We start from the raw sequence: 22,489 nt of genomic DNA, 5'->3' as shown, positions 1-22,489 counted from the left end.
CGTGCGGTCTAATAAAAAAAGGCGGGCCGCTGGCCCACCATTTTTTTGTGGCGCAACCGACTTCACAGTCAGGTTGTACCCTATGGCATAGGCGGAAACTAGGACTCTCGGCGGTTTTTTTCAAGCCTTTTGATGCGCAGTTCAGCGTCTTCTGAATTTCAGGAAAATCGGCTGGCGCCCTTCGGCAATCGCTTTTTCCTCGTAGCGGGTGGCCGGCCAGTCCTGACAACGCTGCTGCCAGTCCCGGGGACGCCGCGCGGTCCATTCAAAGGCCGGGTGGTCCATCATGTGGCGCAGCATCCAGACCTGATAGCCGGGGTCATCACTGGCCAGTCGGAATTCGGCGCCCGGCTTCAGGACCCTGGCCAGGGCGTCCAGCGTTTCCCGCTGCACGAAGCGCCGCTTGTGGTGACGTGTCTTGGGCCAAGGGTCCGGGAACAAAAGGAAGGCCCGGTCCAGGCTGTCATCCGGCAGGTGGTTCAGCAACAGCCGTGCGTCATCTTCCAGGATGCGCACATTGTCCAGATTCCGTTCGCGGCAGTCGCGCAACAGGGCCGCGATGCCATTGCGAAAGAATTCGACGCCGATCAGGCCCACACTGGGGTGCGCTTCGGCCTGTGCGGCAAGGTGTTCGCCGCCCCCGAAACCGATCTCGAGCCACAGCTCGTCGGGAGTTTGCGCAAAGCAGTCCTGCGGATCGAGCCCTTGTTCCGGATTGTCGGGCAGGGTTAAGGCCCGGGCGGGGAGTTCCTGCTCGATCAGGCCGCGCAGGCCTTCGCGAAGCGGTCGCCCGACGCGCCGACCATAGAGCTTGCGCTGGCTTTCCTGAATGGACATGACCGGGCTCAGGCGTTGAAGGCGGATTTCAGGTCCTCGACCAGGTCCAGGCGTTCCCAGGAGAACCCTCCGTCCGCTTCGGCCGGGCGCCCGAAATGCCCATAAGCGGCCGTGCGGGCATAGATGGGCCGGTTCAAGTGCAGATGCTCGCGGATTCCGCGCGGCGAGAGATCCATCAGTTCGCGCAGGACCTTTTCCAGCTTCGCGGTGTCCACTTGGGCTGTTCCGTCGGTGTGGATGTAGACACTCAAGGGGCGGGAGACACCGATGGCGTAGGACAGCTGCAGCAGGCAGCGCTCGGCCAGACCGGCGGCCACGACATTCTTGGCCAGGTAGCGTGCGGCATAGGCCGCCGAACGGTCGACCTTGCTGGGGTCCTTGCCGGAGAAGGCTCCACCGCCGTGCGGCGCAGCACCGCCGTAGGTATCTACGATGATCTTGCGTCCGGTCAGGCCGCAGTCCCCGTCCGGGCCGCCGATGACGAAGCGCCCAGTGGGATTCACGTAGAAATCGTCTTCCGGGCACATCCAGCCCTCGGGCAGGCAGTTGACCACGTGCGGGCGCACGATCCGGCGCACCTCGTCCTGTGTCAGGCTTTCGTCATGCTGGGTGGAAAGCACGATGGATGTGGTGCGTGCGGGCCGGCCCTTCTCGTACTGGAGTGTCACCTGGCTCTTGGCGTCGGGACCCAGCTTTGGTTCGGCGCCCGAATGGCGTGCCTCGGCGAGGGAGCGCAGAAGAGAATGCGCGAAGTGGATCGGCGCCGGCATCAGGCTTTCGGTCTCGTCGCAGGCAAAGCCGAACATGATGCCCTGATCGCCGGCACCTTCATCCTTGTTGCCGGCCGCATCCACGCCGACAGCGATGTCTGAAGACTGCTGATGCACCAGGACTTCGACCTCGAGATCCTTCCAGCTGAAGCCGTCCTGGTCGTAGCCGATATCCTTTACGGCTTGCCGGGCGACGTCTTCCATGACGGCTGGTGTAATGGAGGCGGGACCGCGCACTTCACCGGCGAGAACGACCCGGTTGGTCGTGGCCAGCGTTTCCAGGGCGACACGCGCCTGCGGATCCTGGGACAGGAAGGCATCGACAATGGCGTCGGAGATGCGATCGCAGACCTTGTCCGGATGGCCTTCAGATACCGATTCGCTGGTGAAGAGATAGTTGCCGTGTTCCACGTCTGGCCCCCGCCTGCTGATGCCCTTGAAAGCTGTTCCTGTCGGAGGAACGTCACAGCGCAGAAATCTGCCGAGTCAGGGGCAGGGGGACAAGCAAAAAAGACGCTGGAACGTCACTCTCCGGGCTTGGCTTTCAAGCTTCCCAGGGCCTTGGTCATCTCGAACAGCCGCCGGCGCAGTTCGGGATCGTGGATGCGGTAATAGGCTCGCACCAACTCCAGTGTTTCGCGCTTGTTCAGCGGGTCGCCCTTGCCGTTCGCTTTCTGGGCGCTTTCTGACAAGCCGCCAGCAGGGTCCGGTGCCTGGCTGGTAACGTCTTCGGGCAGATCCTCGAAGAAATAGTTCATGTCGGTATCGAGGACATGGCAGAGGTCATAGAGCCGGCTGGCGCTGACCCGGTTGGTGCCACGTTCATACTTCTGAACCTGCTGAAACGTCAGGCCCAGGGCCTCGCCCAGTTTTTCCTGGCTCAATCCCAGCAAGGTCCGACGCTCGCGCAGTCTGGCCCCCACATGTACATCGACGGGGTTGGGCTGGCCGCTTCCGCGCCCGCGCCGTCCGGTTTCACGTCGCGCCATGTTTCCTCCTGCCATGATTTGCTTGCACCTTCCCAGCGTAAAAGAGCGCTTTGGATATTACAGAAGCAAAGAGGCCGTCAACCTGACGGCATGGTTGAGATGGGGTGAGACCGGGTTCAATGCTGTGACAAAGATGGAACGTTTCCAAGACGTTACACCTGTGGCGCCGTCATTCTTTCGCGCCGCGATGGCGAAAGGCCAGACTGCTGCCGAGCAGCAGGACGAGCAGGATGGCGACGGACCAGCGGCCCAGGTGCGCGTAGGGCGGCGGGGTCTCGGCGGGACGGGGCAGTTGCGTGTCAATGATGCCCACCGCATTCAGCGGCAGGCGCTGCAGTATGCGGCCATAGGGGTCGACCATGGCGGAAATGCCGTTGTTGGCGGCGCGCACGAGCGGCAGGCCTTCTTCCACGGCGCGCAGTCGGGCCGCTGCAAAGTGCTGGTAAGGTCCCGAGGATTGTCCGAACCAGGCATCGTTGGTCACGTTGTAGATCCATTCGGGGCGCGGTGAGTCGGGGTCCACGATCCGGCCCGAGAAGATCACTTCATAGCAGACCAGGGGTGCTGCCGGCGGCAGGCCCGGTGCCTCCAGGATGGATGGCCCGGGTCCAGGCGAGAAATCCATTGTGCCCTCGGTGATCTTGGTCATGTCGATCAGGCTGCGCAGCGGCACGTACTCGCCGAAAGGGACCAGGTGGAACTTGTCGAAACGCTCGGCGATTCCCTGTTCGGGTGTCACGACGAAGATCGAATTGTAGAGTTCCTGAGTATCTTCCGATCCGTCCAGGGCCATGGCCCCGGTCAGCAGGGCTCCGCCTGGGGGGACGATGTCCTGCAGGGCGGAGAGGACCTGTGGCTGTCGGTTCAAGTAGTAGGGCGCCGCCGTCTCGGGCCAGAGATAATGGGTTATCCGCTCATTTGACTGGGCAATGGACATGCGCATGTGCTGCAGCAGATTGTCCTCGCGCCGATCGGCGCGCCACTTGTCCTGCTGCGAGATGCTGGGCTGCACGAGGCGCAACCGGCTGTCGGGTTGCATCTCGCTGCCCGGCTCGGGCACGGCCTGCAGACGAACGAAGCCACCCACCCAAAGCAGGAGGATGGCGCCGAAGGCAGCCAGGACGGCCCGGCCGCCTCTTGGAGAGCGTGAGGGACCGGCCAGCAGGGCCGGCGCTGCGGCGGCCAGTATCGTCAGGGCGGACAGGCCCCAGACACCCAGCAGGGCCGCACCCTGCAAGGGGATGGAGCTGAAGGCCCAGGCCGAGCCCAAAAGATTCCAGGGAAAGCCGGTCAGCAGGACCGAACGCAGGAATTCCGCAGCCAGCCAGGCAGCAGCCAGAAACAGGACACGGCTGGTCCCGTGGTCCCCGAAGCGCCAGGTGGCCCAGATGGCCAATGCCGGGAAAAGCGCGAGGCCGGCCGAAAGCCCCCCCACGGAAACCGGCATGAACCACCCGAACTTGGCCAGGTCCACGGTCATGGCAATGCCAATCCAGTAGAGACCGGCGACGAACTGGCCGAACCCGAAGCACCAGCCGATCAGAACGGCTTGGCGGTCCCGCTGTGCGCCATCGAGCAGCCAGAGCAGGCCGCTGTAGGCCGGGACAAGCAGCAGGACCAGATACAGAGGGGCGAAGGCCGTGGCAGAGAGGGCGCCGAGGAGTATGGCCAGCCCGGCCCGCCGCCAGCCAGTGAGGTCGCGCAGGCGCTTCGCACAGCTGTCCAGCCAGCCGGCGAAAGCCTGCCGACTGCTCGTCGAGGTGCTGCTGTTCACGAGTCCGTGTCCGCTCCCTGCGGGGTGTTCGGCAGGTCTCGGATGCGAAGCCGGCGGATGCGTCGCAGGTCGGCCTGCAGGACTTCGAAGGTGATTCCGGAGGCGGAATGATGGATCAGTTCCCCGCGCGCCGGAATGCGTCCGGCCAAGTAGAACACCAGTCCGCCCAGGGTGTCGATATCCTCCTCGCGTTCATCCTCGGAAAGGATCGCGCCCACTTCCTCCTCGAAGTCCTCGATAGGGGTGCGGGCATCGGCGACCAGTGTGCCATCCTGACGCCAGGTCATCTTGGGGGCTTCCTGCTCGTCGTGCTCGTCGTCGATCTCGCCGACGATTTCCTCGACCAGGTCCTCGATGGTGATCAGGCCATCGATGCCACCGAATTCATCGACCACCAGGGCCATGTGGCTGCGCTTGACCCGCATCTCGAGCAGCAGGTCGAGGACACGCATCGAGGGGGCCACGAACTCGATGGGCCGCAGGATATTGGCCAGGCGAAATCGCGACTTCTCGCGGGTGCCTGTGATCACGTCCTTGATGTGAACCATGCCCACCACGTCATCGAGGGAATCCCGATAGACGGGCAGGCGGCTGTGCCCGGCCTCCGCATGCATCTCGACCAGTTCGTCATAGCCAGTCTCAAGCGGAGCGGCCACGATATCGGCGCGCGGCACCATCACGTCATAGGCTGTCAGGTGGCGCAGCTTGAAGACATTGGCCAGCAGCATGCGCTCGTGACCGCTGATCGGCGAGTTGGCTTCCTCGTCGTTCTCGTCGATTTCCCCGATGATCTCTTCCAGGGTGTCGCGCAACTGCTGGGATTCGCCGTTGCGTCCGCGCAGTCGCGCCATGATCCAGCCAAGGGCGCGGGCCAGCCCTCCGGATTCGTCAGAGGATCCGTTGGAACCGTTCGTTGTGTCGTCAGACAGGCCTGAAGTCGTTTCTTGTCCGCTCATGGTTCGCCTTTTCCCGCCGGCTCGCGCGTGCCTTCCGCATAGGGATTGGCAACGCCCAGTTCGGCGAGCAGTTCTACCTCCAGTCTTTCCATTTCCTCGGCGTCTTCCGCCGCTTCGTGATCATGGCCCAGCAGGTGAAGAACACCGTGCAGGGTCAGGTGGCGTGCGTGGTCACGCAGGCTCTTGCCCTGTTCGCGGGCTTCATCTGCACAGGTGTCATAGGACAGCACGACATCTCCCAGCAGGCGCATGCCGTCGGGCAGGAGGTCGTCGCTGGGGAAGGAGAGGACGTTGGTGGGCCGGTCCTTGTCGCGGAAATTCCGGTTCAATTCCTGCAGAAGCAGGTCGTCCGCCAGGACCACACAGACCTCCAGGTTCTCCTCCAGTCCGCGCAGTCCCAGAAGGACCGTTTCGTGCAACAGCGCATCTGCCTCCGGCAGGGCCGCCTGCCAGGCCTCGCTTTCATGGATGATGTCGATGTCTCGGGCGTATTCGGTCAGTCCCGAGGGACTTGGAGGTTCGTCGTTCATGACTCCTCGACCTCCTGGCCCCGGGGTGAGCGTTCGAAGAGGTCCTTTTCCCGCGTGCCCCCGGCATCCCGGTTCTCGTAGGCGCGCACGATCCGGGTGACCAGGGGATGGCGGACCACGTCCGTATCCGTGAACTGCACGAAACCGACACCGTCAAGCTGTGCCAGCAGGTAGGCCGCATCGCGCAGGCCCGAGGGCTGGCCGCGTGGCAGGTCCACCTGACTGAGGTCGCCGGTCACCACCATGCGGCCATTCTCGCCCAGGCGGGTCAGGAACATCTTCATCTGCACGGGCGTGCTGTTCTGGGCCTCGTCCAGGATGACAAAGGCATTGGACAGGGTGCGCCCGCGCATGAAGGCCAGGGGCGCAATCTCGATCTCGCCCGTTTCCATGCGCCGCGCCACCTGGTCGCCGGGCATCAGGTCATGCAGGGCGTCGTAGAGCGGCCGCAGGTAGGGATCGACCTTCTCTTTCATGTCGCCGGGCAGGAAACCCAGGCGTTCGCCGGCCTCCACCGCGGGGCGTGAGAGAATGATGCGGTCGACCTGACCTTTCATCAGGAAGCTGACGGCCGTGGCCACGGCCAGATAGGTCTTCCCGGTACCGGCCGGCCCGATGCCGAAGACCAGCTCATTGGACAGCAAGGCTTTCACGTAGGCGATCTGGCCCGGCGAACGCGGAGTGACGTGGCGCTTGCGCGTGATCAGCTTCAAGTCTCCGCCGTGCATTGCATTCAGTGAAGTCTCGGAACCTTCCGCGCTGCGCCCTGAGGCCAGGCGGGCGGCGGCATCCACCTCGGCGCTGTCCACATCCATGCCCTTCTTCAGGCGTTGATAGAGGGCCTGAAGTGCCTGCTTGGCCGCCATGCGGGAGTCTTCCGGTCCGCTGACGGTAACGAGGTTGCCGAAAGAGGACAGTGAGACGCCCAGCTGGCGTTCGAGGCGCACCAGGTTTTCATCGTGTTGGCCGAACAGCAGCGGCAGCAGAGAATTGTCGTCGAATTCGATCTGAAGCGGATCGCCGGTCAAGCTGTGGCCCTCGTTTCGCTCTCTGCCTCGCCGCTGGCTGCGGCAGGGGACATGCCGTCTCCGGGCTCTCTCGTGACAACGGAGCCGCTCAGTGAGTTGGCATGGGCTTCATGGATGTCGGCGTCCACCAACTGCCCGATCAGCCGGGACGGGGCCTCCACGACCACGGAGGTCATGTAGGGGCTGCGTCCGATCAATTGGCCCTCATACTTGCCCGGCCGCTCGAGCAGGATTGGCATGCGCCGCCCTACCAGGGCCCGGTTGAAGGCCATCTGCTGTTCGTTCAGCAGGTTCTGCAGCGTGGCCAGCCGTTCCGAGGCCACGTCGGCCGGTACCTGCTCGGCGATATCCGCAGCCGGAGTTCCGGGACGCGGGCTGTACTTGAAGGAATAGGCCTGGGTGAAGCCGATATCGGTGACCAGCTTCAAAGTGTCGGCAAAATCCTCGTCGCGCTCGCCCGGGAAGCCGACAATGAAATCCGAGGACAAGGCCAGGTCGGGCTGGGCCGTGCGCAGTTGATCCACGACACGGTAGTAGAAATCGGCCGTGTGCTTGCGGTTCATGACCTCGAGAATGCGATCGGAACCGGACTGCACCGGCAGGTGCAGGAAGGGCATGATCCTGGGTTCATCGCGATGCGCGGCGATCAGTTCATCGTCGACATCACGCGGATGCGACGTGGTGTAGCGCAGGCGTTCCAGCCCCTCGATCTCGGCCAGACGGCGCAACAGGCGGCCCAGGCCCCAGGTTCGTCCGTCGGGTCCCTCGCCATGATAGGCGTTGACGTTCTGGCCCAGCAGCGTGACCTCGCGCACACCGCGCCGGGCCAGGCTTTCGGCTTCGGCGACGATGGCTGTGACAGGGCGCGAGAATTCGGCACCGCGCGTATAGGGTACGACACAGAATGTGCAGAACTTGTCGCAACCTTCCTGGATCGAGAGGAAAGCCGAGGCTTCGTCGCCCAGATGCTCTTCAGGCAGGGAATCGAACTTGGAGTCCACCGGGAAGTCGGTGTCCACCAGGCCGCGTTCGCCATGCTCGGTGGCGCGCGCCACAAGTTCCGGCAGGCGATGATAGGTCTGGGGACCGAAGACCATGTCCACCTGCGGCGCACGCCGGACGATCTCCTCGCCTTCGGCCTGGGCCACACAGCCTGCAACGGCCAGCAGCATCTGCCGGCCGTCGGCGGCCGCCTGTTCCTTGAAATGGCGCAGACGTCCCAACTCCGAAAAGACCTTTTCACTGGCCTTCTCGCGAATGTGGCAGGTGTTCAGGATGATCAGGTCGGCTGCCTCGGGCTGCGCGACGTCGCCATAGCCAAGTGGCGCCAGCAGATCCGCCATGCGGGCGGAATCATAGACATTCATCTGGCAGCCGTAGGTCTTGATGTAGAGGCCCTTCGTCACACTCCAACTCGCATCGTTCTTTGGGGGGTGGCGGATTTCCCGACCCCACCATGGTTACACATTAGCACCAGAGATCAGCGCGCGACAACGCCGGCATCCTCGTCGGGGTTCTTCTCGCTGTCTTCCAGGCTGTCGTCCCGTTCGTCGCGACTTTCATCCTCGGGTTCGCGGCCCGTCAGGGCCCGCATGACACCGGTCGACACCATCGCCTCGCAGTGCTGGGCCAGGGCCTTGCGTGAGCCGAAGTCCTTCAGCGTCACCGGTGGATGAAATTCCACGATGACGGTCAGGCGTCCCAAGCCCAGGGCCCGCCATGCATGGTCCGGCAGCTCCATGTCGCCGTACCAGGCAAAATAGGGCCGCAGGAAGCGTCCCAGCGGCAGTCCGTCGAGATGGCTGTAGGTGATGGAGACGGGCTGAACTGTCAAGGGCTGGTCGTGAGGACGCCGTTCGGCCACCGAGAAGAGGGCGGACTTGAAGGGCAGGACGCGGTTGCCGTCACCACTTGTGCCTTCGGGAAAGAGGATCAGGTTGTCATCCTGTTCGAGGCGGCTTGCGATCTGGTCCCTGTGATCGGCCGTGCGGCTTGAACGGCGCTCGACAAAGACCGAGCGCTGCAGCTTGGCCAGCCAGCTGAAGAAGGGCCAGTGCGCGATCTCGGCCTTGGCAATGAAGCTGCCCTTGATGCAGCGGCCCAGGACGGGAATGTCCAGGTAGGAGACGTGGTTGCAGGCATACAGCGTGGGGGCGTCTTCGGACTGCTGGCCGCGGCGCTGCACCTCGATGCCCAGGATGCGGCAGACCTGGCGATGGTACCAGTAGGGGAAATCGCGCGCCCTGTCCGCGCTCAGCGCGACGAGAACGGCCTGAACGGGCAGCAGGACCAGGGTGAAGATCGTGAACAGCAGGATCCGCCGCAAGGACAGCAGGGGAGATCCCAGGGCAGCGGTCGGCGTGGCACTCACTGTCCGTGTACCCACATCCCTCAGTGTCCCTCACCGGAGGTCGGGCGTGTCTCGCCCTCGCCGCGGGTCAGGTGCTTGCGGTATTTCTCGGTCACGCCATCGGTCTTGACCACGACACAGACATCGGTCGTGCCGAAGGAATGATCGACCACGGCACCGTCGCCGACCCAGCCACCCAGGCGCAGGTACCCCTTGATCAGCGGCGGCAGACTCATCAGGGCTGCCTTCGCATCGATCTCCTCCGACGTCAGCAGGTTCATGTCGGTGTAGAGTTCGGGCAGGGCGCGCGGGCGCAGGTTCTCGGGCGCAATGTGGTTGTGGTGCAGATAGGCGAGCGGCAGTGCCAGCTTGTCCACGTCGGTGCCGAACAGGCTGGCGCAGCCGAACATCAGGTCCACGTTGAAGTGCATGACATAGGCGGCAATGCCGCGCCAGAGCACCTGCATGCCGATACCGGTGCGGTGATCGCGATGAACGCAGGAACGCCCAAGTTCCATGATCTCGCCGGGATAATCCAGCAAGGGCGAGATGTCGTATTCGCCCTGGGTATAGAACTGACCCGCCTTGCGCGCCTGCTCACGACGCATGAAGCGATAGGTGGCGATCACTTTCTGTGGCGAGGCGTCGGGAGAGTTGTCGAAAACCAGAAGGTGATCGCAGTAGGGGTCATAGGAATCGAATTCCCGGCCTTCGCGGCGCATTTCGTCCGAGGGCACGACCGCCATTTCCTCGACGAAAACCTGATAGCGCAGCTGTTGTGCAAGCCGAACCTCGTCCGGAGTCTCGGCCAGTCGAATATGCAGGTCCTTGGACTTCACATCGACAGGCCGCGGCAATCCGTCCGCTGTCAACTCCATGTTATCGCTTTCCCTGTTCACAAAATCCCGGCTGTCCCCTGCGGCATGCCCCACGGATCAGCCCACACGCCTGCGGCGTTTCACGCTCGCCTCGGATTCCTGAATGGGCCCGTCCTTTTCCCAATCCTTCAGCTTGACCGCATAGAGTTCCAGGCGATGATCGATCAGGCGGTAGCCGAGCTTGTGAGCGATTTCCTGCTGCAGACGTTCGATCTCTTCATTGTAGAATTCGATGACGTCGCCACTCTGCATATCGATCAGGTGATCGTGATGGTCCTCGGTCGCCTCTTCGTAACGCGAGCGCCCGTCGCCGAAGTCGTGGCGTTCCAGAATACCGGATTCCTCGAACAGCTTGACAGTGCGGTAGACCGTTGCAATCGAGATGCGCGGGTCCACTTCGGAGGCACGCTGGTAGAGCTGCTCGACATCGGGATGGTCCGTGGCCTGGGACAGGACGCGTGCAATGACGCGCCTCTGCTCGGTCATTTTCAGCCCGCGTTCGGCGCAAAGTTGCTCAATACGTTCCGGCATCACCTTCTCGCAGCTTTCCCTGATCCATAGGCATTATAGCCGAAACGGGGGGATGCTACGCAATGGATTTCCTGAGCGGCCTTGCCGGCGGGAAGCGATGGATTACTTTGCACGCTTGCCGAGACCGATGTCCTTGGCCAGCTTGCTGCGCTGCCGGGCGTAATTGGGAGCAACCATGGGATAGTCGGCCGGCAGTCCCCACTTCTCGCGATATTCTTCCGGCGTCATGTTGTAGGCCGTCTTCAGGTGCCGCTTGAGCATCTTCAGCTTCTTGCCGTCCTCAAGACAGATCAGATAGTCGGGCGTAATCGACTTCTTGATTGCAACGGCCGGGGTCGGCTTCTCGGGCTCCTTCACAGTATCCTGGCCTACATTTGCCAAGGTCGAATAGACCTCGCGAATCAGGCCGGGTACGTCAGCAGGTGCCACGGCATTATTGGAAACGTGGGCTGCGACTATGTTGCTGGTCAGTGATAATAGTTCGCTGATTTTTGGCTCTTCGCTCATCGCTCTTTCTCTTTAACAGTTTCGAGCCTTTATATATAATCTTTCTCTTGGATGACAATACACATTTCTGTTGCAGCAAGTATTTTTCTCTTTGTGCGCTTTTGTCACATTTCAGGGTGATTTGTGTGGGGAAGGGAAAAGTCCTCTTGCTGACAATCAAGGAAAATAGAAGCAAGAATTGGGAAACTAATAAAGATGATACTCCATAACCAGAGCGTCCACTGGTTGCGGCCGTCCATGGTCGTAATAACCCGGACGGCGTCCCTTTACGGTAAATCCGGCCTTCAAATAGAGGGCAACAGCTGATCCATTGTCCTCGGCTACTTCCAGGAACAGATGGCGGGCATTGGCCTGGCGAGCCTGACTGAAGAGATCCTGCAGCAATGCGCCTGCCAGGCCGCATCTCCTGGTCTGTGGGGTCACGCCCAGTGTAATGATCTCCGCTTCGTCCGCAGCCGTGCGGAACAGGCAGAAGCCGGACAGCGTCGTGGGTGTTGCCGTGGGGGCTGTCGCGTCGGGACCTGATGCCTGGGGCGGACCCGCCAGGCGCAGGCGATATCCCGGCAGTTGCAGAAGGCTCTGCAGTGTCTCCTGGCTCCAGGGGTCTTCCGGAAAGCAGAGGCCATGGGCTGTCGCCATCTCCGGCAGGTCGGCTTCACTCCCGGTGACAATCCGGAAGGGGGGCGTCTGGAGGTGTTCCTGACCAATGGGGCCGGGTCTCATTTTGCCGCGACCTTGTTGGGATAGCTGACATCCGGGGCGCGCAGGTAGAGCGGTGCGGCCGGCAGGCTCTGTTCCTGGGCACGAGGATTACTGGCCCAGCGCGCAAGCGTACGCGCATCGCAGTGGCATACCGACTCCAGGACCCTGCCGGCGGTCATCTCGAGGCCCGGCAAAGTTGCTGCACGCGCTGCGGCATCTCCGGCAAGCCAGGGGTGTGCTGTTGGCAGTTGTCCAGCCAGCTCCTCGGGTGTGCAGCTGAGCGGCGGTCCCAGCGGTTCTCCGCTTGGCGCGTAGCTGCGCAGGAAAAAGTCCTGACGCCGGCTGTCGATCAGGACCGCCAGGGGGGAGTTTTCGGCAGTCCGGTTGTAGCCTGCTTCGTGCGCCTGTTCGGCGAGCAGGCTAAAGCTGTCCAGACAGAGCAGGGGGCAGTCCAGGCCAAGGGCAAACGCTCGGGCCGTGGCCAGCCCGACGCGCACGCCGGTGAAACTGCCGGGCCCCACGCTCACGGCCAGACCCGTTATGTCGCTGTAGCCTGTTTCGGCCTCTTCCAGCACTTCGGAGATCATGGGCAACAGGCGTTCCGCATGCCCGCGTGTGCGAATCTCGAATCGGGCGGCTGTCACACGGCCATCGCGGGCCAGGGCGGCAGACCCAGCGGAGCCCGAGGTGTCAATGGCAAGGATGACGCGGGAAGCGGATGTCGAAGCAGTCATGCGATGCGGCAGGCCTCGTCGAATTCAAGGCGTGGCAGGCGATCATGCAGTACGGAGGGATCGCCGTAGCCCAGGTTGCAGAGAAAGTTCGAGCGTACTGTCGTACCGGCAAAAAAGGTCTTGTCCACCCCTTCCTTGTTGAAACCCGACATGGGACCGCAATCCAGTCCCAGGGCGCGCGCGGCAATGATCAGGTAGGCGCCCTGGAGGCTGCCATTGCGGAAGGCGTTTTCCTCCCGGGCCTGTTGCTTGCTGTCACCGGCGAACCAGGAGCGGGCATCCGCATGGGGAAAGAGGCGCGGCAGCTGTTCATGAAACTCCGTGTCATAGCCGATGATGGCTGTGACCGGTGCCTTCATGGTCTTGTCCTCGTTCCCTTTGGCCAAGTGGGGGCGCAGTTGTTCCTTGGCTTCCACGGATTTCACGAAGACAAGGCGCATGGGCAGGCAGTTGGCACTGGTCGGTCCCATGCACGCCGTCTTCCAGAGACGTTGCAGCAGGCTGTCGGGGACGGGACGATCCTGCCAGGCATTATGGGTGCGCGCCTGCAGGAAGATCTGGTCCAGGGCCTCCTGGTCGAGGCTTTTCGATTCGGGAGCGTCCGCGGCATCCATGTTTTCTTCCACCTTTGTGTCTCCTTTTCCTGTGCTGAAAGTTGGTCGCTTGGGCACAGGTGGCACGTGGTGCCACAGTCGGAAAAGGGCAAGATCTACCTTTGAAGGCTTGTCGCTGCGTGGGCCACTGACGTAGTTTGAAGGTTGAAACAGTGGCAAGGCCAGGACGGGCTTTCGTTCGGCCGTGCCCAGTGGGGGCTTTCCGGATCATGAAGCACGACTGTGAAACAGGACCTGTCCGACCAAAAGCGACTTGCCGGGCGGGAACGCTCGGGCTGGTCCTCGCGTTCTGCACCCTCTCTCCGGTTGCAGCGCAGGTAAGCGAGGCCGAGCTGAACAAGGGCGCGAATGTGCTCATGTACCACCGTTTCGGGGAAAGCGACTATCCCAGCACCAATGTGACCCTTGATCAGTTTGAGGCACAGTTGGAGAAGCTGGAAAGCGGGCCTTACGAGGTCCTGGCTTTGTCGGAGATCGTTTCGGCCCTGGATTCGGAAACGCCCTTGCCCGCGCATGCCGTGGCCATTTCCATCGATGATGCCTATCGTTCGGTCTATACGGAAGCCTGGCCGCGCCTCGAGGCAGCCGGTCTGCCCTTTACACTGTTCGTGGCCACCGATGTCCTTGACCGGGAAACGGCCCCCTACATGACCTGGGACGAACTGCGTGAGATGGCCGAAAGCGACCTGGTCACCATCGGGCACCAGACGGCCTCTCACCCCAGCATGCCCCAGGAAAGCCTGGAACGGAACGAAGAGGAAATCCGACGCGCCAACGCACGGTTCAAGAAGGAGCTGGGTCAGGTTCCAGCGCTTTTCGCCTATCCCTATGGCGAAAGCTCCACGGAGGTGCAGGAGCTGGTCGCAAACGCCGGTTTCACGGCAGCTTTCGGTCAGCATTCGGGCGCGGTCGGTGTCACGCTGAACCGCTTCAACCTTCCGCGCTTTGCCTTGAACGAGAACTACAGCGACCCGGAGCGCCTGGATACGATACTTAATGCCCTGCCGCTTCCGGTCAGGGACGTAACGCCCGCGAACCCGCTGGTCAGTGAAGAGGACAATCCACCGGTTGCCGGTTTCACGGTCGACGAAGCTGCCGGCCCCCTGGATCAATTGTCCTGCTACAGCAGCGGTCCCGACGTTAAGCTGGAAACACTCGAACGTCGCATCGAGTTGCGCTTTGACGGTCCACTGGCCCAGGGACGCACGCGCCTGAACTGCACGCTGCCGATTGCAAGTGGACGCTGGCGCTGGTTCGGTCGCCAGTTCCTGGTCCCCGAGAACTGATAGCTGTCGTCAACAGCCGTGACAACGGAGGCCGTCCCGGGGCTCAGCGGCCGGTTTCAAACGCGCGTAGACGGGCGTAGAAGCTGCTGCTTTCGTCCAGTCGCGCCGCTTCCAGCTCGCGCAGGTCATTGGCCCGGATCAGCCCACGCAGCTTATCAACATAATTGTTGATCTCTGCATAGGCCTCCAGCTGCGCGGCCAGGTCATAACCGTCGAGTGTGTCCTTGCGTGCCACGGCTTCGGCCCGTTGATGCCGGAAGCCGCGATAGGCGGCGTGCGTGTTCAGATTGTGCATGTAGGAACGCACCGAGGCCATCAGGTCCTCGAAGGCCTGAACGCGGACCGCACGGTCAGACTTGGGGACGAGCGCCTGGGAGGCCTTGCCCCAGGTGCGCTGTCCGAAAAGAGCGTTCCCTTCCAGGGCGAAACGTGATGTTCCCCAGCCGCTTTCCACGATGGCCTGGGCCAGGGCCAGGCTGACGGGGACAACATCGACGCGCCGCTTCAGGGCTTCCGGATTGCTGTCTTCGACACCGTACTGCTCGCCCAGTTCGTCGAGCCAGGCCTGTTCGCCGGCCTCCAGGGTCTCACCGGCTTCGCGTTTATCAAACAGGGCCAGCATATGGCTGCGTTTCTCCTCGATCTCCTGGTTGGCCAGAAGCACCAGTGGCAGGATACTGCGGATGAAAGCGCGCTTCTTGTCGTCCACCGAGGAGAGTTCGTCGAGGTCACGCGGCAGGCCGGTCACATAGACCCGGGGAACCTCAGCCTGGCCTTCACGTACATCCGAGAGGCGGTAGTCAATACGTTCGAAATTGCTCTGGAGGTCTTTCGTGCTGGCCGGCGCGACAACCTCGATGTTCCTGAAATCGGGTTGCGTCAGGTCTGGCAGCTCGACCACAGGGCCGCGGCGTGCCGTCTGACGCGCCGGATCCCTAACGGGCTCGCCCGATTTGCTGGCCGGCTCCGTTTCTTGTGCCTGGGCCGAATCCACCGGGTTGATGCTGGGCAGGTCCAGGCCTGCCGTCATGCCCGAGTCCTGCCCAGTCTCGAATTGCGCAAACAGGGCCGTCAAGCCCACTGCCAGTACCAGGCCGAGCACAGGCCCCTCTGTGCCGCGGCCGAACCACCGCCGTATTCCGTCCATCGCTTTCGTACTTTCCCGAACAAATAGCTCCGCACCGGCCGAATCTGCCCCGATCGACCGCTGTGGAGACTGTGTATAAACCATCAGCTGATGGCGCGAACTTCCACCACTTCCGGCACGTAGTGCCGAAGCATGTTCTCGATACCCATTTTCAGTGTTGCCGTCGAAGAAGGACAGCCTGCGCAGGCGCCCTGCATGTGCAGGTACACCACGCCCCGATCAAAGCCGTGAAAAACGATGTCGCCGCCGTCCTGGGCAACCGCGGGGCGGACCCGCGTGTCCAGGAGCTCCTTGATGGTCGAGACGATCTCGGTGTCCTCGCCGTGATCCTGGCCTTCGTCGGCGTCCTGGGTCTCGGCGTCGAAAAGCGGACGCTTGGCTACGAAGTGCTCCATCACGGCGCCCAGGATGGAGGGTTTGAGGACGAACCACTCCTTGTCGTCGGCCTTGCTGACCGAGATGAAGTCCTGACCGAAGAACACGCCAGACACGCCCTCGATCTCGAATAGACGGCGCGCCAGTGGAGAGACCTGTGCCTGCTCGGCCGTCTCGAAACTGGCTGTTCCCTTCTCCATGACTTGCTGTCCCGGGATGAACTTCAGTGTCGCCGGATTCGGAGTTTCTTCCGTCTGAATAAACATTCTGTCGCCCTGTTGCGTTCGCCACGAACCAAATTCGCAGACCATCATTGGCCAGAGTGGCCTGACAGGAAAGTGGAGCAGCTTGGGCCGAAGTTCAAGTTCACCGCATGCATAACGGCAATGCAGGGCATCAAGAGATGGCGTCGATGTGCTCTTCAGTCAGGTTATCGGGGACGATGGTCAAGGGCACGCGCAGGCGTCCGACGAACTTGCCGGTCAGGGACGAAACCAGCGGGCCCGGTCCTCCCTGTCCCGTGTTGGCGCCCAGGACAAGGATGGAAATGCTGTCCTCTTCATCCAGAAGCTTGAAGAGCACGTCGTTGGTCACGCCCTCGCGCAGATAGAGGATCGGCATGGACCCCGCCAGTTCCGTCACGCGCTTGGCCGCGCGCTGCAGCAGCTGTTCGGCCTCGCTGCGGGCTTCCTGGGCCAGAAGCTCGCCAACCCCCAGCCAGGTCTGGAACTCCGAGCGTTCCAGGACATTGAGAAGGGCAACGCGCCCTCCGGTGTGTCGGGCGCGACGGCAGGCATAGCGCAGGGCGACCTCAAGCTCCTTGGACTCGTCGACCACGACCAGCATGACACGCTCGGTGTTGCCTTCCGTCTGATGGTCCGCAGAAGCTGCCGTCTCCGGCTTGTTGTCGTTGTCTTCATCCATGATCCGATTCCACTGTCGGGGCCAGGGCGCTTGCCATGCGGTCAGTTACGCCGGAAGGCCAGATGTGCGAACCATCCTGCCATCAGTGCGGTCAGGACGGCAACGAGACCGTACAATGCGGGACGGTCGTAGGCGAAAGCATAGAGGTCCGCCTCGATTCCCACCTTGCTGACGGCCAGTGGCGTGGACTGGGCATTCACCACCTGCCCATCCTGGAGCAGGTAGATCTCGGCGGAGTAAATGCCCGTGGGCACATTGGTCGGCAGGTAGACCGAGGTTCGGAACAGGCGGTCGCTGAGAATGGCCACGCGGCCAGTGCTGCGGGAATAGAGCCCGGCCTCCTGCTTGCGGCGGATCAGCGCACGGCGCCACTTGCCGGCATCCTCGGGGTCCAGGCGGGCGCTGTCCTTTGGGCTGAAGCGCAGGCGTGAGACGCCGAATTCCTGATTCTGCAAGACGGACTCCTCTGCGATCTCGTCCAGGGGGCGGTTGCTGGCAATGGCATAGAAGCGCGGGACGTCGCGATAGACCATGCCGGCCGTGTTCATCCAAATGCCGGCAACACGGCTCTTGCGCATAACGCGCTGTTCGCTTTCGGGCCCGCGGACCACCACGACGATGTCGCCCGGCTCCTCGATGGCGCCGAACATCAGAACCTCGGACCCGGTAAAGCCGGTGGTGATGGCCACCAGGTGGCTCGAAAGATCCGCCACCAGGGGCAATGCCCGTGCCGGCAGGGTCAGGCCGGCGACCAGCAGCACAAGCAGGATCAGGCGCCGTCCCCTCATGGCTCGATCCCCAGGCTGTAGAGGTCGTCGGGTGTGGCCACCAGCTCGAAGCCGAGGCGCGCCGCCACGGCCAGGACCAGGATTCCCAGCAGGATGCGCAGGGTATCCCCGGGCAGGCGGGCCCCGAGCCGCCCCCCCAACTGGGCACCGATCACGCCGCCCACGATCAGCAGCATGGCCAGGGCCAGGTCCACGGTCTGGTTCTGGCTCGCCTGCAGGAAGGTGACGTTGGCCGATACGAAGATGATCTGGAACAGCGAGGTGCCGATGACCACGGCCGTCGGCATACCCAGCAGGTAGATCATCAGGGGCACCAGGACAAAGGCGCCGCCCACACCCATAATGGCGCTGATGACACCGACCATGAGACCGATGCCGAAGGGCAGTAGGGCGGAGATATAGAGCCGCGACTTGCGGAAACGGGTCTTCAGCGGCAGCCCGTGGACCCAGGTGTGGATATGCAGCTTGCCGGGGGCCAGCTTGCTGCGCCGACGCAGGAAAGCCCGGACACCTTCCCAGAGCATCATGCCGCCGACGATGGAGAGAAGGGTCACATAGGACAGGTTGATGACCAGGTCGATCTGGCCCATTTCGCGCAACAGCGAGAACAGCGCGACGCCCAGGGTCGAGCCGACGAAACCGCCGCCGACCAGGACAGCCCCCATCTTGAAATCGACATTGCCGCGCCGCCAGTGTGCGAACACGCCTGATACCGAGGAAGCGACGACGTGATTGGCCTGGGTTGCCACGGCGATGGCCGGGGGGATGCCGATCAGCACCAGCAGGGGCGTCATCAGGAAACCCCCGCCAACGCCGAAAATCCCGGACAGGAAGCCGATCACAGAGCCGAGTCCGAGCAGGAGGAAAACGTCGACGGAGATTTCGGCAATCGGCAGGTAGATCTGCATAGCGGCGCTCAGGGCCTCCCGCCGCTGGACTCAGCGGAGACTTCTGTACCCGGCAGCCGTTGTCTGGCGATCAAGATGCACTCCCTGCATGCGTCGAACGCGCGCCGTCCTGCAGCGACACGCGCTGGGCCCGAACCCGAACTTACCTGCTTCCGCGGCCAAGTCCAATGCCCGGCACGTCTTGTGATCGGTCAAGGGTAGCCGATCCGTCAAGCCCATACCAGTGACTGGACACCCGCTGCGCGCGCCCGTGCCATGGTGATCCTGCCACCGGGTACTTCCGATGTTTCGGTTTGCATCCTGAACGGAGCTCTATGCAGTTCCAACGGAACCGGATGTTGGAAACAAACCGTTAGGGACGCAGGAAACCGACAAGATCCTTGCACTCACGGATGACCGGTTCGGCGATGGCATTCGCACGCTCGGCCCCGTCGCGCAGGACGGCGTCCACATGCTCGTTGTCGGTGAAGAGATGCTTCATTTCCTCGCCGATGGGGCCCAGGCGGCTGACAGCAAGGTCCGTCAGGTCCTTCTTGAATTGCGAGAACTGGGCACCCTCGTACTGGGTCAGGACCGACTTCATGTCGCGGTCTTCCAGAGTGGCGAAGATGCCCAGCAGGTTGTAGGCTTCGGGCCGCTGCTTGCGGGTCTCCTCGGGCAGGTTGCCGGCGTCGTCCAGCACATCGGGTCCCGGCAGGGGTTCAGGATCGGTGGTGGCCTTGCGGATCTTCTTGGCCACCGTGTCCCGGTCATCGGTCATGTTGATGCGGCTCATGTCCGAGGTGTCGGACTTGCTCATCTTGCGCGAACCGTCCCGCAGGGACATGACCCGCGTGGCGCTGCCCAGGATCAGGGGGTCGATAACGGGGAAGAAATCCACTTCGTAGTCGTAGTTGAATTTCTGCGCCACGTTGCGCGCCAGTTCCAGGTGCTGCTTCTGGTCCTCGCCCACCGGGACGTGCGTCGCCTTGTAGGCCAGGATGTCGGCGGCCATCAGATTGGGATAGACATAGAGGCCCGAGCTGGCGTTCTCGCGATGCTTGCCCGCCTTCTCCTTGAACTGGGTCATGCGGTTCAGCCAGCCGATGCGGGTCACGCAGTTGAAGATCCAGGCCAGTTCCGCATGAGCGGGCACCTGGCTCTGGTTGAAGATGATGGAGGCCTTGGGGTCGATGCCCGCCGCCAGGTAGGCTGCCGTGATCTCGCGCGTATGGGCGCGCAACTCGGCCGGATCCTGCCAGACCGTGATCGCGTGCATGTCGACGACGCAGAAGATGCTGTCGTAGTCGTGCTGCAGGCTGACGAAATGGCGGATTGCGCCCAGGTAGTTGCCCAGGTGCAGGTTCCCGGTCGGCTGAACGCCGGAGAAGATACGCTTCATGCTTATGCGACCATCATCACTGGAAGAAGAAAACCGGCCGGTTTATCGCCCCTGACCGGCGTGGGGTCAAGCTGTGCTCTGAGGCGGCTCCTGCCGGCCACGCCTGCGCAGCAGGGACTTGAGCTCGGCCAGGGTGACCGCACCCAGCAACAGGGCCGCCAGACAATAGACAGCCAATCCGCTGCCGACCAGCAGGGCCAGGGCCGCCGCCTGTCCCAGGGGACCGAGTTCGAGCCACCCGCTTACCAGCGGCGCCAGGAACAGCAGCAGGCCGCCCATCAGCGCGCTGGCCAGCAGGCTGCGCAGGCAGCGCTGCAGCAGGCGCCGGTCCGGCTCCAGGAATCCGCGCCGCGACAGCACCACCAGCAGCAGGACCACATGCAGCCAGGACGAAATTGCCGTGGCCAATGCGATTCCGACGAAGCCGATCTGCCAGAACAGCAGCAGCGACAGCACCACGTTGGCCAGGATGGCGATCACGGTCAGGTGGAAGGGCGTGCGGGTATCCTCGCGGGCGAAGAAGGCCGGCTGGAACAGCTTCACCAGCACATAGGACGGCAGGCCGATGGCGAAGGCCGCCAGCGCCTGCCCGGTGGCCCGGGCGGCCTGGTCGTCGAAGGCGCCGCGCTGGAACAGGCCGGCAACCAGGCTTTCGGGGATCAGCGCCAGCGCGAAGGTGGCCGGCAGGGTCAGCAACAGGGCGTATTCCAGCGCCCGGTTCAGGCTGTCCCGCGCTGCCTCGCCGGAGCCGGCGCGCAGCTTGCGGGACAGGTCGGGCAACAGCACCACGCCGATACCGATGCCCAGGATGCCGAGCGGCAGCTGGTAGACGCGGTCGGCATAGTAGAGATAGGAGACGGCGCCCGCCTGCAGCGTGGCGATCATCGTTCCGATCAGCAGGTTGATCTGCATCACGCCGGCCGAGAGCACGCCGGGCACCATCAGCGCCAGCAGGCGGCGCACCCCCGGCGTCAGGCGCGGCCGGGGCAGGCGCAGCGACATGCCGGCGCGCGCGGCGCAGACGGCCAGGAAGATCACCTGGGCCAGGCCGGCCAGGGTCACCGTCCAGGCCAGCACATGGCCCGGCGCAGTGGCGAAATACGGCAGGGCCACCGTCAGCGCGGCAATGAAGAAGAGGTTGAGGATGATCGGCGCCGCCGCGGCGGCGGCAAAGCGGTAGAGCGAATTGAGCACGCCGCCGAGCAGGGCCGTGATCACCATGGCCAGCAGGTAGGGAAAGGCGATCCGGGTCAGTTCCACGGTCAGCGCGAACTTCTCGGAGTTGTCCGTGAAGCCCGGCGCGATCACCTGCATGATCCAGGGCATGAGCGCCAGGCAGAGCGCAGTGAAGAGCAACAGGCCCGAAAGCATCACCGAGAGGACATCGCCGGCGAATCGCCGCGCCGCCTCCGGTCCCTCCTGCTCGAGCCGGGCCGAGAAGAGCGGCACGAAGGCGGCGTTGAAGGCGCCCTCGGCGAAGAGGCGGCGGAAGAGGTTGGGAAAGCGGAAGGCGACGAAGAAGGCATCCGCCACCGGCCCGCTGCCCAGACCGGCGGCGATCAGGATGTCGCGAATGAAGCCCAGGACCCGGCTGACCGCCGTCAGCCCCCCGACCGTGGCGAAGGAACGCAGGAGTGCCATAAGAGGCAGTGTCTAGCCGATCCGCGTGCCGCGAGAAAGGCCGGAGTTGGGAGCGGAGGCCCTGGATTGATGCAACGAGGTCTTTCCACCTCATTGATGAATCTCCGGGCATGAATTTCCAGGATATTGTCGGTGCAGTGCATAGGGTCTTATCTGATAGGGTCTTCACTCATAAATTAAGAACCATGAGTGGAGGGAACGCGGATGTTTGCTGCCGCTTTGTCATCGGCATGGTCCGCTTGGCTGCACCCAACAGCAATTCCGGTCGAGGAACTGTGCCCGCAGGGTGGAGGATGGCGTTGAATTCGCTCGCCATCGCCACGGAGCAACAGAATCGATTCACAGAGTCACGGAGGCCATCAATTGGATATTCAACGTAACGGGTCGAAGCCGTCAGCCAATGGTTCCGACCAGTACTTCAGCGGTACTGTGCGCATCGACAGCCCTTTCCAGGCACCGGAACCCGCGCGGGTCGGCGGTGCCATCGTGACCTTCGAGCCCGGTGCCCGCACGGCGTGGCACACCCACCCCCTGGGCCAGACCTTGTTCGTCACGGCAGGCCTGGGCTGGATACGGCGTGAAGGCGGACCCAAGGAAGAGATCCGGCCGGGCGACATCGTCTGGATCGAGCCGGACGAGAAGCACTGGCATGGCGCAACGGACAAGACCGCCATGACCCACATTGCCATTGCCGAGCCGCAGAATGGTGCGGCCGTCGAATGGATGGAGCAGGTCTCGGACGAAGACTACCTCGGCTGATTTTGGCGCTCGAAACCATGGACTTGATCTTGTGGCCATCGGGGTCGCACAGGAAACAGCCGTAGTAAGGCGCGCCGTAG

General features: G+C 63.0%; 24 protein-coding genes. 2 read left to right on the top strand and 22 right to left on the bottom strand.

All coding sequences use genetic code 11. The features are described 5' to 3' along the window. Nucleotides 1–141: 141 nt before the first annotated feature. From trmB to BP38_RS0103930, 15 genes are all read right to left on the bottom strand, one after another. The gene (gene trmB, locus BP38_RS0104000; protein WP_026986676.1) at nt 142–837 is read right to left on the bottom strand and encodes a tRNA (guanosine(46)-N7)-methyltransferase TrmB; all 696 of its coding nucleotides are present in this window, start codon (nt 835–837) and stop codon (nt 142–144) included. Nucleotides 838–845: 8 nt separating this feature from the next. Then, nucleotides 846–2,018, bottom strand: a complete 1,173-nt coding sequence (gene metK, locus BP38_RS0103995; RefSeq protein ID WP_026986675.1) for a methionine adenosyltransferase — start codon at nt 2,016–2,018, stop codon at nt 846–848. A gap of 113 nt (nt 2,019–2,131) precedes the next feature. Beyond that, complete coding sequence (locus BP38_RS0103990; RefSeq protein WP_026986674.1) at nt 2,132–2,596, bottom strand: helix-turn-helix domain-containing protein; 465 nt, start codon at nt 2,594–2,596, stop codon at nt 2,132–2,134. 169 nt (nt 2,597–2,765) lie between these two features. Continuing rightward, nucleotides 2,766–4,370, bottom strand: a complete 1,605-nt coding sequence (gene lnt / locus BP38_RS0103985) for an apolipoprotein N-acyltransferase (protein ID WP_026986673.1) — start codon at nt 4,368–4,370, stop codon at nt 2,766–2,768. Continuing rightward, entirely contained in the window at nt 4,367–5,326 is a 960-nt protein-coding gene (locus BP38_RS0103980; RefSeq protein WP_081816447.1) for a hemolysin family protein, read from the bottom strand. Before BP38_RS0103980 ends, lnt begins: the two co-directional genes overlap by 4 nt. Then, a complete protein-coding gene (ybeY, locus tag BP38_RS18900) occupies nt 5,323–5,856 on the bottom strand; it encodes an rRNA maturation RNase YbeY (RefSeq protein ID WP_081816446.1) in 534 nt (177 codons plus the stop codon). The genes BP38_RS0103980 and ybeY overlap by 4 nt, the downstream gene beginning before the upstream one ends. Further along, a complete protein-coding gene (locus tag BP38_RS18895) occupies nt 5,853–6,884 on the bottom strand; it encodes a PhoH family protein (RefSeq protein ID WP_051608947.1) in 1,032 nt (343 codons plus the stop codon). The genes ybeY and BP38_RS18895 overlap by 4 nt, the downstream gene beginning before the upstream one ends. Then, nucleotides 6,881–8,290, bottom strand: coding sequence for a tRNA (N6-isopentenyl adenosine(37)-C2)-methylthiotransferase MiaB (gene miaB, locus BP38_RS0103965; RefSeq protein ID WP_026986671.1), 1,410 nt, complete (start codon nt 8,288–8,290; stop codon nt 6,881–6,883). The genes BP38_RS18895 and miaB overlap by 4 nt, the downstream gene beginning before the upstream one ends. Before the next feature lie 74 nt (nt 8,291–8,364). After that, on the bottom strand, nt 8,365–9,255 hold the full coding sequence (locus BP38_RS18890) for a lysophospholipid acyltransferase family protein (RefSeq protein ID WP_155992225.1): 891 nt from the start codon (nt 9,253–9,255) through the stop codon (nt 8,365–8,367). A gap of 20 nt (nt 9,256–9,275) precedes the next feature. Continuing rightward, nucleotides 9,276–10,112 (bottom strand): GNAT family N-acetyltransferase, encoded by an 837-nt coding sequence (locus BP38_RS18885; RefSeq protein ID WP_051608945.1) that lies wholly within the window; start codon nt 10,110–10,112, stop codon nt 9,276–9,278. Nucleotides 10,113–10,169: 57 nt separating this feature from the next. Then, nucleotides 10,170–10,643, bottom strand: coding sequence for a Fur family transcriptional regulator (locus BP38_RS18880; RefSeq protein WP_051608944.1), 474 nt, complete (start codon nt 10,641–10,643; stop codon nt 10,170–10,172). 102 nt (nt 10,644–10,745) lie between these two features. Beyond that, nucleotides 10,746–11,150 carry a Ros/MucR family transcriptional regulator gene (locus BP38_RS0103945; RefSeq protein WP_026986670.1) on the bottom strand — a complete coding sequence of 135 codons (405 nt, stop codon included), beginning with the start codon at nt 11,148–11,150 and terminating at the stop codon, nt 10,746–10,748. A gap of 186 nt (nt 11,151–11,336) precedes the next feature. After that, a complete protein-coding gene (locus tag BP38_RS0103940; RefSeq protein WP_051608943.1) occupies nt 11,337–11,873 on the bottom strand; it encodes a GNAT family N-acetyltransferase in 537 nt (178 codons plus the stop codon). Further along, nucleotides 11,870–12,586, bottom strand: coding sequence for a tRNA (adenosine(37)-N6)-threonylcarbamoyltransferase complex dimerization subunit type 1 TsaB (gene tsaB, locus BP38_RS0103935; protein WP_035723548.1), 717 nt, complete (start codon nt 12,584–12,586; stop codon nt 11,870–11,872). The genes BP38_RS0103940 and tsaB overlap by 4 nt, the downstream gene beginning before the upstream one ends. After that, the gene (locus tag BP38_RS0103930) at nt 12,583–13,212 is read right to left on the bottom strand and encodes a malonic semialdehyde reductase (RefSeq protein ID WP_437123988.1); all 630 of its coding nucleotides are present in this window, start codon (nt 13,210–13,212) and stop codon (nt 12,583–12,585) included. The genes tsaB and BP38_RS0103930 overlap by 4 nt, the downstream gene beginning before the upstream one ends. Before the next feature lie 197 nt (nt 13,213–13,409). Between BP38_RS0103930 and BP38_RS18875 the strand changes: the two genes are divergently transcribed. Then, nucleotides 13,410–14,486 carry a polysaccharide deacetylase family protein gene (locus BP38_RS18875; RefSeq protein WP_081816477.1) on the top strand — a complete coding sequence of 359 codons (1,077 nt, stop codon included), beginning with the start codon at nt 13,410–13,412 and terminating at the stop codon, nt 14,484–14,486. Between the two features lie 43 nt (nt 14,487–14,529). On the opposite strand, the gene BP38_RS21635 is transcribed toward BP38_RS18875, so the two are convergent. The 7 genes from BP38_RS21635 to murJ all read right to left on the bottom strand — a co-directional run bounded on the left by BP38_RS21635 (nt 14,530) and on the right by murJ (nt 21,650). Continuing rightward, entirely contained in the window at nt 14,530–15,633 is a 1,104-nt protein-coding gene (locus BP38_RS21635; protein ID WP_162175121.1) for a glucosaminidase domain-containing protein, read from the bottom strand. An 83-nt stretch (nt 15,634–15,716) separates the two neighbouring features. After that, nucleotides 15,717–16,274: a NifU family protein gene (locus BP38_RS0103915; protein ID WP_026986666.1), complete on the bottom strand. Its 558-nt coding sequence runs from the start codon at nt 16,272–16,274 to the stop codon at nt 15,717–15,719. 130 nt (nt 16,275–16,404) lie between these two features. After that, nucleotides 16,405–16,932, bottom strand: a complete 528-nt coding sequence (locus tag BP38_RS0103910; protein WP_035723545.1) for a universal stress protein — start codon at nt 16,930–16,932, stop codon at nt 16,405–16,407. Between the two features lie 41 nt (nt 16,933–16,973). Next, on the bottom strand, nt 16,974–17,720 hold the full coding sequence (locus BP38_RS0103905; protein ID WP_035723542.1) for a TIGR02186 family protein: 747 nt from the start codon (nt 17,718–17,720) through the stop codon (nt 16,974–16,976). After that, nucleotides 17,717–18,628 carry a sulfite exporter TauE/SafE family protein gene (locus BP38_RS0103900; protein WP_026986663.1) on the bottom strand — a complete coding sequence of 304 codons (912 nt, stop codon included), beginning with the start codon at nt 18,626–18,628 and terminating at the stop codon, nt 17,717–17,719. Before BP38_RS0103900 ends, BP38_RS0103905 begins: the two co-directional genes overlap by 4 nt. A 352-nt stretch (nt 18,629–18,980) precedes the next feature. Next, nucleotides 18,981–20,009 carry a tryptophan--tRNA ligase gene (trpS, locus tag BP38_RS0103895; RefSeq protein ID WP_026986662.1) on the bottom strand — a complete coding sequence of 343 codons (1,029 nt, stop codon included), beginning with the start codon at nt 20,007–20,009 and terminating at the stop codon, nt 18,981–18,983. Between the two features lie 66 nt (nt 20,010–20,075). Continuing rightward, nucleotides 20,076–21,650 carry a murein biosynthesis integral membrane protein MurJ gene (gene murJ / locus BP38_RS0103890; RefSeq protein ID WP_026986661.1) on the bottom strand — a complete coding sequence of 525 codons (1,575 nt, stop codon included), beginning with the start codon at nt 21,648–21,650 and terminating at the stop codon, nt 20,076–20,078. Nucleotides 21,651–22,013: 363 nt separating this feature from the next. On the opposite strand from murJ, the gene BP38_RS0103885 reads away from it, so the two are divergent. Continuing rightward, nucleotides 22,014–22,409 (top strand): (R)-mandelonitrile lyase, encoded by a 396-nt coding sequence (locus BP38_RS0103885; protein ID WP_026986660.1) that lies wholly within the window; start codon nt 22,014–22,016, stop codon nt 22,407–22,409. Nucleotides 22,410–22,489 lie beyond the last annotated feature (80 nt).

The sequence above is a fragment of the Fodinicurvata fenggangensis DSM 21160 genome, from assembly GCF_000686045.1.
GTDB lineage: Bacteria > Pseudomonadota > Alphaproteobacteria > Kiloniellales > DSM-21159 > Fodinicurvata > Fodinicurvata fenggangensis.
The sequence above is the reverse complement of the archived record's forward strand: the minus strand, read 5'-3'. Positions and strand labels throughout refer to the sequence as shown.